Here is an 11,053-nt window from a genome sequence, read left to right as displayed (position 1 = left end):
GAGAGTAGGTCATCGTCAAGATTGAATTCCGAAACCCCTGTTTGCTTACGCAAACAGGGGTTTTGTTTGTGTGCGAGAAAAAGTTGGATCAGGTGGCAATCCTGCTCGCTTGCCCTTAAGGTTCTGCCATCAGTTTTTATCCAAATCATCATGGGCCGTCTGCGCGAAACTCGATGACGGTATCAGTCAAGGAAGCAGCTATGCCGGTTACACCAACGCTCAGTGCTGGATTCATGGTGGTTCATGGCAACCGACTGGATGAGTTGCGCAGCCTTGTCGTTTCCTGGATGCGGCGTTATCCGCTAGCGCCTCTGGAGAATGAGATTGCATTGGTGCAAAGCAACGGCATCGCTCAATGGTTGAAACTGGCGTTGGCTGAGGACTCTCAGGACGACGATCAGGGTGGATGCGGAATTGCAGCCGCAGTGGATGTGCAACTCCCCGGTAGTTTCATGTGGCAGCTGTACCGAGTGGTGTTGGGACGTGATGAAATTCCAGCGACTTCGCTGTTGGACAAGGCCCCTCTTACTTGGCGTTTGATGCGCCTGCTTCCTGCGTTGATTGACCAGCCGCATTTCGAGCCTCTGCAACGCTTCCTCACTAACGACACCGATCTACGCAAGCGCTATCAGCTGTCTGAGCGACTCGCGGACCTGTTTGACCAGTACCAGGTATACCGGGCTGACTGGCTTGAAGACTGGGCTGCCGGCCATCATCAATTGCGCAATGGCCGAGGTGAGAGCAAAGCTCTGACACCGGCCAATTGCTGGCAGGCAGAGTTATGGCGTGCGCTACTGCTGGACGTCGGTGTCGAAGACATGGCGCAAAGTCGCGCGGGCGTTCACCAGCGTTTTATCGAGCGTATCAATAGCCTGACCGAGGCACCTGCGGGCCTCCCTTCGCGGGTCATTGTGTTTGGCATCTCTTCGCTACCGGCACAAGCGCTCGAAGCCTTGGCCGGTCTGGCAAAATTCAGTCAGGTGCTGCTCTGTGTGCACAACCCGTGTCGGCACCATTGGGCAGACATCGTCGCCGATAAAGACCTGTTACGGCATCAATATAAGCGTCAGGCGCGTAAAGCCGGAATGCCCGTTGTGCTGGATCCCGAAGCGCTGCACCAGCATGCACATCCGCTGCTCGCCGCGTGGGGCAAACAAGGTCGTGACTACATCAATTTGCTGGACAGTTATGACGAGCCCAACAGCTACCGGGCAGCGTTCAGAGACGGACGTATCGATCTGTTCAGTGAGAGCGAACCTCACACGATATTGAACCAGCTACAGGACGACATTCTCGAACTGCGCCCACTCAGCGAGACCCGCGATCTGTGGCCAGCGGTCGATCCTGGCAAAGACCGTTCGATCCGTTTCCATGTAGCGCACAGCGCGCAGCGGGAAGTGGAAATCCTTCATGATCAATTACTCGCCCGTTTCAGCGCTGACCCTGATCTGCGCCCGCGCGATGTGATCGTCATGGTCCCCGACATCGATAGCTATGCCCCGCACATCCGTGCTGTGTTCGGCCAGCTCGAGCGTGATGATCGACGTTTCATTCCGTTCACTCTGGCGGACCAGGGTCAGCGCGGCCGTGAGCCGTTGTTGATTGCAGTCGAACATCTACTGAAGATCCCGGACAGTCGATTCCCGGTCAGTGAAATCCTTGACCTGCTGGACGTCCCGGCGCTGCGTGCAAGGTTTGGCGTCGAAGAGCGTGACCTTGCGACGCTGCATCGCTGGATTGAAGGGGCAGGTGTTCGTTGGGGCTTGAACGCCAAGCAGCGCGCGGGCCTGGGTTTGCCTGATGAACTGGAGCAGAACAGCTGGCATTTCGGCCTGCGTCGCATGCTGCTGGGTTACGCCGTTGGGGCGGGTGCCTCCTATGACGGCATTGAACCGTACGATGAGATTGGCGGGCTTGATGCCGCGCTGATTGGCCCACTGGTCTCACTGATCGATGCCCTACAGGTCGCTCATAGTGAGCTCTCGCTCCCGGCGCCGCCTCACGTTTGGGGCGCGCGCCTGCAAGCCCTGATGCACGTGTTCTTCGCGGCCGACAGTGAGCATGACGACTACCTGCTTGGCCAACTTGAGCAACTGCGTGAAACCTGGCTGGAAACGTGTGAAGCGGTTGGCTTGCTCGACGAACTTCCCCTGACCGTCGTCCGCGAAGCCTGGTTGGCCGGCCTTGACCAAGGACGTCTGTCTCAGCGATTTCTGGCAGGCTCGGTTAACTTTTGCACCCTGATGCCCATGCGGGCAATCCCCTTCAAACTGGTCTGCCTGTTGGGCATGAACGATGGCGATTACCCACGGGCACAACCGCCGCTGGACTTCGATTTGATGGGCAGCGACTACCGTCCCGGTGATCGCTCCCGGCGTGAAGATGATCGTTACTTGCTGCTTGAAGCGCTGCTCTCTGCCCGCGATCAGCTGTACATCAGTTGGGTCGGGCGCAGCATCCGCGACAACAGCGAACGTCCGGCGTCGGTGCTGATTGGTCAACTTCGCGATCATCTCGCCAGCGGTTGGAAGCCGGTCGGCGCGGCAGAGCCAGAAGACACGGAGAAACGTAATCCCGGCGAACAGTTGCTCCACAAGCTGACCCTCGAACACCCCTTGCAGCCGTTCAGTGCACAGTATTTCCATGACGGCAGCGGTTTCTTCAGCTTTGCTCGCGAATGGCAGATGCTGCATGAGTCGAACATCCCGGCTGTCGAAGCGCCAGCACTGTCGGAGCATCAGCAGGAGGAGCCGCTGAGCCTCGCGCAATTACAAGATTTTTTGCGCAATCCCGTCCGGCACTTCTTCAGCCAGCGATTGAAGATTTTCTTCGAAGTGGCCGAAGCGCCCCTCGCGGATGAAGAACCCTTCGTGCTCGATGCCCTTGAGCGATACAGCCTGAGTGAAAGCCTGCTTGAAGCAGCATTGGCTCGACCCGAGCAGATCGACGACGCCTTGCTGTCCCAAGCCCGACGACTGCAAGGCAGTGGGTTGCTGCCCATGGCCGGTTTTGGTGCGAGTCTGCAAGAGGAGCTGATCGAGCCGTTACCTGACCTGCTCCAGCGTTATCACGACCTGCTGAGCCAGTGGCCCGAACCGCTGAACAGTGCATTGCCTGTCAGCTTTGCTCACCAGCAGGTGAGTCTGGACGGCTGGCTCAGCGGGCTGCATAAAAACAGCAGCGGTGGGTTGTTGGCCGTGACCGCAATTCCGAACGCCATTGGCTCGAAGAGAACCCGCAAGTGGCATCGATTGACGCGGCCCTGGGTTATTCACCTGGTGGCCTGCGCGTGTGGTCTATCGCTGAGCACGGCGTTGGTCGCCAGCGATGAAACCCTGTTGCTGGACCCGCTGGAAAAAGACGCTGCGGCGACTGCGCTTAATCATCTGTTGATGGCCTGGCAAACCGGTATGCAGCGACCACTGCCCGTGGCCGTAAAAACCGCGTTTGCCTGGCTCGGTCAGAGTGACGAAGCGAAGGCAGAGGCAGCAGCCTGTAAGGCTTACGAAGGCGATGGTCAGACCACCAATGGTGAGCGTCGCGAAAGCACGGCGCTCGCCCGTCAGTTCCCCGACTTTGCTGCACTGATCGACAACGAAGAGTTTGTGGGTTGGTGTGACGCGCTGTATCGACCGTTATTCGAAGCCTCCTGGCAATCCCTGTCCACCGCGGAGGCCAGCACATGAACCTCAATCAAACAGAACAGCCGACCCAACAACAGACGGCATCCCTGGCCCTGCGCTTCCCTCTTCACGGCAGCCAGTTGATCGAGGCCAGCGCCGGCACCGGCAAGACCTTCACCATTTCTGCGTTGTACCTGCGCCTGGTCCTCGGCCATGGCGGCGAATCGGGTTTCGGCCGCGAGCTACTGCCGCCGCAAATTCTGGTGGTGACCTTCACCGATGCCGCCACCAAAGAACTGCGCGACCGTATTCGCACGCGCTTGGCAGAAGCTGCACGGTTCTTTCGTGATGAGATGGCTGCACCCGATGATCTGATCGCTGAGTTACGCGATCAGTACAGCGCCGAGCAATGGCCTGCGTGCGCCAATCGCCTGGATATTGCAGCACAGTGGATGGATGAGGCTGCGGTGTCGACTATCCACAGTTGGTGTCAGCGCATGCTGCGCGAGCACGCCTTCGACAGTGGCAGCCTGTTCACCCAGACCCTGGAAACCGATCACAGCGAATTGCTCAGTGAAGTGCTGCGCGATTACTGGCGCCGGTTTTGCTATCCCATGAACGGTGATGCGCTGAAGTGGGTGCGCGCTCATTGGGGCAGTCCTGCGGCATTGCTGCCGAGGGTTCGAGCCCTGTTCGGCAACGCTGGCGACGGCGAAAGAGGCAATACAACCCAAGAACCTGCGGAGCTGATCGCGGCGACATTGCAGCAACGTCGCGAAGCGTTGCAGGCCCTGAAAGCCCCTTGGGTCGATTGGGCCGCCGAGCTACAGGTGATCTGCATTGACGCTGTCACACGCAAGGCCGTCGATGGTCGCAAGATGCAGGAGCGCTATTTCAAACCCTGGTTCGAGAAGCTCACCGCGTGGGCGGCTGACGAGGATCAGGAAGAACTCGATCTGGGCACTGGCTTCACTCGCCTTACGCCCGATGGCTTTGCCGAAGCGTGGAAGGGCGACGCACCATCGCACCCGGCGCTCGACGCGATGCTCGAACTCAAGGCCAGTCTCGACACCTTACCCACGCCCGATGCTGCCGTGCTTGAACACGCCGCGCAATGGGTGGGCGCGCGCTTCGAAGAAGAGAAGCGTCGGCGGGCAGAGATGGGTTTCGACGACATGCTGCTCAGGCTCGATGCGGCATTGGGCAGCGCCGGGGGCGAGCGTCTGGCGACCTTGATTCGTGAACAGTTCCCCGTCGCGCTGATCGATGAGTTCCAGGACACCGACCCCGTGCAGTACCGGATTTTCGAGCGCATCTACCGACTCGAAGAGAACAGCCGCGAGACCGGGCTGTTCCTGATCGGCGACCCCAAGCAGGCGATTTATGCGTTCCGTGGCGCTGACATCTACACCTACCTGCGCGCGCGCTCTGCCACCACTGGGCGCTGGCACACGCTGGATAAAAACTTTCGCTCCAGTCACGCCATGGTCGAGGCCGTCAATCATGTATTCGAACGCGCCGAGCAACGTGAGCAGGGGCGTGGCGCCTTTCTGTTCCGTGACGGCGCTGACAATCAGGTGCCGTTCGGACCTGCCAAATCCCAAGGGCGCAAAGAACTGTTTCAGGTCAATGGTCATGCCCCCGCCGCGCTGAATGTCTGGCAGCTGGAAAGTGATCAGCCGGTCTCTGGTGCGACCTATCGACAACAGCTGGCCGCCAGTTGTGCCAGCGAAATCGTGCGCCTGCTCAATGAAGGCCAGCAAGGTCTCACCGGGTTCGGCCTGCAGGGTAAAGCGCTGCGCGGTTTACTGCCCGCCGATATCGCGATCCTGGTGCGCGACGGTAAAGAGGCGCAGGCCGTGCGCGGAGAGCTGTCGGCCCGTGGTGTGCGCAGTGTTTATCTGTCGGACAAGGATTCGGTGTTCGCCGCCCAGGAAGCCCACGACGTCCTGAGCTGGCTCAAAGCCTGCGCCGAACCGGACTCCGAACGCACCCTGCGCGCCGCCTTGGCCTGCATCACTCTGAACCTGTCACTGGCCGAGCTTGAGCGTCTGAATCAGGACGAATTGGCGTGGGAAGCACGCGTCATGCAGTTCCGTGGTTATCGTGCGATCTGGCGCAGCCAAGGTGTGCTGCCGATGCTGAGACGCTTGTTGCACGACTTTCAATTGCCGCAGGCGTTGATCAGCCGCAACGACGGCGAGCGCGTGCTGACCAACTTGCTGCACTTGTCTGAACTGCTGCAACAAGCCGCTGCCGAACTGGATGGCGAACAAGCACTGATTCGCCATCTAGGCGAGCATCTGGCGTTGTCCGGTCAGGCCGGTGAAGAACAGATCCTGCGCCTGGAAAGCGACGAGCAATTGGTCAAAGTGGTGACCATCCACAAGTCCAAAGGCCTGCAATACCCGTTGGTGTTCCTGCCGTTCATCTGCTCCTCAAAACCGGTGGATGGCAGCCGTTTGCCGTTGCACTTTCATGATGCGGACGGAAGGGCACAGATCAGTCTGAAGCCCACGGCGGCCTTGATCGAACAAGCAGATAACGAGCGTCTCGCAGAAGATTTACGCCTGCTCTACGTCGCCCTCACACGAGCAGAATTCGTCTGCTGGTTGGGTGTGGCGGACCTCAAGCGTGGCAACGCTAACAGCTCGACGCTGCACCGCTCTGCGCTGGGTTATTTGCTGGGTGGCGGGACGCCGTTGACCGAATCCGCAGGGCTGAGCCAATGGCTGCACCAACTGAAAGAACACTGCACGGCCCTCAGCGTCGAAGCCATGCCTGCGCCGACGAACATCACGTTCAGTCCGCCGCGCAACGAAGCCGTATTGCTTAAACCACGCCTGCCAAAACGCCGCGCGGCCGAAAACTGGTGGATTGCGTCTTACAGCGCCTTGCGTATTGGCGACACCCTCACCGCAGGCAGCGACGAATCCCCGGACAGCCCGCAGGCGCAAAAACTGTTCGACGACGAACGACTCGATCCCGATGCACCTCGCGAGGTGCTGGTCAGTGGTGGCGACATCCATCGGTTCCCGCGCGGACCTAATCCCGGGACCTTTCTGCACGGCTTGCTGGAGTGGGCCGGGCGTGAAGGTTTTGCCGCAGCGGCAGCCGACCCGGTCAAGCTGGAAAAAGCCATCGGCAGCCGCTGCAATCGGCGTGGCTGGCAGGGCTGGATTCCGACGCTCACCGACTGGATGACGCACTTGCTCAATGTGCCGTTGTGTCTGGAGGCTAATGACCAGCCTATGTCGCTGGGGCAGTTGGGTCAGTATCAGGTCGAAATGGAGTTCTGGTTCGCCTGTCACAAGGTCGACGTGGCACGGATGGATGCGCTGGTTCGGCGCTACACCCATGACGGCGCGCCGCGAGCACCGGCGGAAGCGGCATCGCTCAACGGCATGTTCAAAGGGTTTATCGACCTGACGTTCGAGCACCAGGGTCGTTATTACGTGGCTGACTACAAGTCCAACTGGCTGGGCGTTGATGAAGAGGCCTACACCGAGCAAGCGATGACCGCCTCGATTCTGGACAACCGTTACGACCTGCAATACGTGCTGTACCTGTTGGCCCTGCACCGCCAGCTCAAGGCGCGTCTGCCTGACTACGATTACGACCGGCATATGGGCGGCGCGCTGTACCTGTTCCTGCGCGGCACCCGTGCGCCGAGTCAGGGCGCCTACTTCACCCGTCCGCCGCGTGAGCTGATCGAGCGTCTGGATCGACTGTTTCAAGGCAAGTCGTTGCCCCAGGAAGATGTGCTGTCAGGAGAGCCCGCATGAGTCGTTCATTCGCTGAACTGTTGCCCACACCGCTGGATGCACAAAGCCTGGCCGAGCTGACGCCGCTGAGTCGTGTCGACGATCTGCTGCTGTTGCTTGAACGCTGGGTCGAACGTGGCTGGCTGCGGGCGCTGGATCGGGCCTTTGTCGCGTTCCTCAGTGAACTGGACCCGCAGGCGGATTCGCTGGTGCTGCTGGCAGCGGCCTTGACCAGCCATCAACTGGGTCATGGGCACGTCTGCCTGGACCTGCATGAAACACTGAAGGAGCCGGACTTCGCCCTGTCGTTGCCACCTGAGGGCGATCTGCAGTCAGGTCCGATGCTGTTGCCCTCGCAATTGCTGGTGGCGCTGGACGGTGGCGCCTGGTGTCAGGCGTTGGCTGGCAGTGCCTTGGTGGCGCAGGCCGATGATCACAGCGAGGCCGCTGCGCACAGGCCATTGGTGCTGTCGGGTCGGCGTCTGTATTTGCGTCGTTACTGGAGCTACGAAAGACGTATCGCCGCTGCATTGCGTCAGCGTCTGGCGCAACAGGAAGCCGCGCCCACAGATCTGGCGCAACGACTCGATGCGTTGTTCGGCAAGGCCAATCCGGCTCCTGATGCGCTGATCGACTGGCAAAAGCTGGCGTGCGCGCTGGCGACACGCAGCGCCTTCAGCATCATCACAGGTGGCCCTGGTACCGGTAAAACCACGACTGTGGTGCGGCTGTTGGCGTTGTTGCAGGCGCCTGCCGTGGAGAGCGGCCAGCCGTTGCGCATTCGTCTGGCGGCACCCACCGGTAAAGCGGCTGCGCGGTTGACCGAGTCCATCAGTCATCAAGTCCAGTCCCTTGAAGTGGCTGAAAACGTGCGGCAAAAAATCCCCAGCGACGTGACCACCGTGCACCGTCTGCTGGGCAGCCGTCCGGGCACTCGTCATTTCCGCCATCACGCGGGTAATCCGCTACCGCTGGACGTGTTGGTGGTCGATGAGGCTTCCATGATCGACCTGGAAATGATGGCCAATCTACTGGCTGCGTTGCCGGCCCATGCGCGCCTGATTTTGCTTGGTGACAAAGACCAGTTGGCCTCGGTGGAAGCCGGTGCCGTGTTGGGTGATTTGTGCCGCGATGCGGAGGCGGGCCTCTACAGCCCGCAAACCCAAGCCTGGCTGCAAGCGGTCAGCGGCGAAGACCTGGGCAAAAGCGGACTGCAGCAAGGTGACGCCACGCAATTCCCGTTGGCCCAACAAGTGGTGATGCTGCGCCATTCCCGGCGTTTTGTGCAGGGCAGCGGTATCGGCCAGTTGGCCCGGCTGGTCAATCAACAACAGGCCGAAGACGCACGGGCATTGCTAGTCGCGCGCAGCCACAATGACTTGTTCGCACTGGCGCTCAAGGGTGAGCAGGACCGCTCGCTGGAGCGCTTGCTGCTGGAGGGGTTGGGACAGGGCACCGAAGGCCCGCAAGGTTATCGGCATTATCTGGGTGTGCTGGCCGATCAGCGGCCAGCCGCAGGGGCCGCGCTTGAAGATCCATGCTGGACACTCTGGGCGCGTTCGGTGCTGGAAGCGTTCGATTCGTTCCAGTTGCTGTGCGCGGTGCGGAAAGGCCCGTGGGGTGTTGAAGGGCTGAATCAACGCATCACTCAGGCGCTGTTCAACGCGGGCCTGATCGAAAGCGACCAGCACTGGTATGAAGGTCGTCCGGTATTGATGACGCGCAATGATTACGGGTTGGGCTTGATGAACGGCGACATCGGCATCGCCCTGCGCTTGCCTGAACGCAGCACCGAGGAGGCGGGACGCCAGGTGCTGCGCGTCGCGTTTCCGCGCAATGACGGCAGTGGCGGCGTGCGTTTCGTGCTGCCCAGCCGGCTCAACGATGTTGAAACCGTGTACGCGATGACCGTACACAAATCTCAAGGCTCGGAGTTCGCCCACACCGCGCTGATCCTGCCTGAGTCCTTGAATCCGGTACTGACCAAAGAGCTAATCTACACCGGCATCACGCGGGCCAAGCACTGGTTCAGCCTGATCGAGCCGCGCCAGGGCATTTTCGACGAGGCGCTCAGGCGCAAGGTCAAGCGCCTGAGCGGTTTGATGCTGGGGTTATAGCGGATGTAACCCCATAAACCGCCTGACCCGCTCACCCGCGTCATGCGCCCTGATCACTTGCGGCGTGGCGTCGACCTGGATGAGCCCGTCCTCCATAAAAATTATCCGGTCGGAGATCGACAGGGCAAAGTCCATTTCGTGGGTGACGATGAGCATGGTCATGCCCTCTTTGGCCAGGTCGCGGATGACGTTGAGCACGTCGCCCACCAACTCTGGATCAAGGGCGGAGGTGGGTTCGTCGAACAGCATGATCTGCGGGTCCATCGCCAAGGCACGAGCAATGGCGACGCGCTGTTGTTGACCGCCAGACAGCTGATGCGGGTATTTGTGGGCGTGGGCCAGCAGGCCGACTTTGTCCAGCAGTGCATAGGCGCGCTGTTCGCTCGGTGGCTGTTCGCGGCCGTGGTAGAACGGTGCGAGGGTGATGTTGTCGACGATGGTGCGGTGCGGGAACAGGTTGAAACTCTGAAAAACCATACCGATGCGCTGCACGCCGTAACGGATCTGGGCGCTGTTAAGGTTGTCGCCGGCATGGATGAAGCTTTCGCCGAACAGGATGATCTCGCCCTGATCAATGCTCTCCAGGCTGTTGATGGTGCGGATCAGTGAGGTCTTGCCCGAGCCGGACGGGCCGATGATGGAAATCACCTGGCCGGCGTTCACGTCCAGATCGATGCCTTTGAGCACGTCATGCTGACCATAACTTTTGTGGATGTTATGCAGCTGTAGCGCGGGTGCGGCACCGATGCCGTTTTGCGGACGGACGACGCTGGATGTCGGTATCAGGCTGGCGCGCAATTGAGCGACGCCGGCCGCGTCGAGGGTTTGTGGCGTGCGGTTGTTCAATTCCAGATGTTGCTCAAGCCGCTGCAGCAACCAGCCGAACAGGCTGACGATCAACACGTAGTACACCGCCACGGCTGATAGGGTTTCCATCACCAGAAAGTTCTGCGCGTAGAGGCGCTGGCCGACAGTCAGCAGCTCGGTCAGCGAGATGACCGAGACCAGTGACGTCAGTTTCACCACGGTGATGTATTCGTTGATCAGGGTTGGCAGGGAAATCCGAAAAGCTTGTGGGATCACGATCAGCCGTTGCATGCCAATCAGACCAATACCCAGTGCCCGACCGGCTTCCTTCTGCCCTTTGGCGACTGAAATCAGGCCGCCACGATGAATCTCCGCCATGTACGCCGCCTCGGTCACCACCAAGGCGAACAAGCCGGAATAGAAGGGGTTGGACAGCACTTCGCGGGTGAACGGAAACAGTTGGGGCAGGTTGTAGACGAACACCACCAACACCAGCAGCGGGATGCTGCGAAAGAACCAGATATAAATCGACGCGGGCACACTCAACCAGCGTGAGGTCGAGAGTTTGGCCGAGGCCAGCAGAAAACCGAGCAGCATGCCGATGAACCAGGCCAAGGCACTGAGCTCGATCACCGTGATGCAGGCTTCCCAGAAATCCGACACGGAGAACAGAGAAAAAAAGTACGACCATTCAAATTGCATGTACACCTCAAGCTGCCGGCCTCACAGGGGGCCGGCAGGT

Annotated in this window: 4 protein-coding genes; 3 read left to right on the top strand and 1 reads right to left on the bottom strand. The window is 60.1% G+C overall.

The window, feature by feature from the left end; translation table 11 throughout:
• The first annotated feature begins 200 nt into the window (after positions 1-200).
• The 3 genes from recC to recD are packed head-to-tail and all read left to right on the top strand — an operon-like array spanning position 201 to position 9,504.
• Entirely contained in the window at positions 201-3,686 is a 3,486-nt protein-coding gene (gene recC / locus QN399_RS22530) for an exodeoxyribonuclease V subunit gamma (RefSeq protein WP_330201691.1), read from the top strand.
• Entirely contained in the window at positions 3,683-7,408 is a 3,726-nt protein-coding gene (gene recB / locus QN399_RS22525) for an exodeoxyribonuclease V subunit beta (RefSeq protein WP_330201690.1), read from the top strand. The genes recC and recB overlap by 4 nt, the downstream gene beginning before the upstream one ends.
• Entirely contained in the window at positions 7,405-9,504 is a 2,100-nt protein-coding gene (gene recD, locus QN399_RS22520) for an exodeoxyribonuclease V subunit alpha (RefSeq protein WP_330201689.1), read from the top strand. Before recB ends, recD begins: the two co-directional genes overlap by 4 nt.
• Here the strand turns inward: recD and QN399_RS22515 are convergent.
• Positions 9,499-11,013: an amino acid ABC transporter permease/ATP-binding protein gene (locus tag QN399_RS22515; RefSeq protein ID WP_322278113.1), complete on the bottom strand. Its 1,515-nt coding sequence runs from the start codon at positions 11,011-11,013 to the stop codon at positions 9,499-9,501. The genes recD and QN399_RS22515 overlap by 6 nt on opposite strands.
• Positions 11,014-11,053 lie beyond the last annotated feature (40 nt).

It is taken from the genome of Pseudomonas sp. 10C3, assembly GCF_036346185.1.
GTDB lineage: Bacteria > Pseudomonadota > Gammaproteobacteria > Pseudomonadales > Pseudomonadaceae > Aquipseudomonas.
The sequence above is the reverse complement of the archived record's forward strand: the minus strand, read 5'-3'. Positions and strand labels throughout refer to the sequence as shown.

Excerpts from the sequence above, each read along its gene's own strand:
- recB (WP_330201690.1), top strand. The coding sequence starts at position 3,683 with ATGAACCTCAATCAAACAGAACAGCCGACCCAACAACAGACGGCATCC.
- recD (WP_330201689.1), top strand. The coding sequence starts at position 7,405 with ATGAGTCGTTCATTCGCTGAACTGTTGCCCACACCGCTGGATGCACAA.
- recC (WP_330201691.1), top strand. The coding sequence starts at position 201 with ATGCCGGTTACACCAACGCTCAGTGCTGGATTCATGGTGGTTCATGGC.
- QN399_RS22515 (WP_322278113.1), bottom strand. The coding sequence starts at position 11,013 with ATGCAATTTGAATGGTCGTACTTTTTTTCTCTGTTCTCCGTGTCGGAT.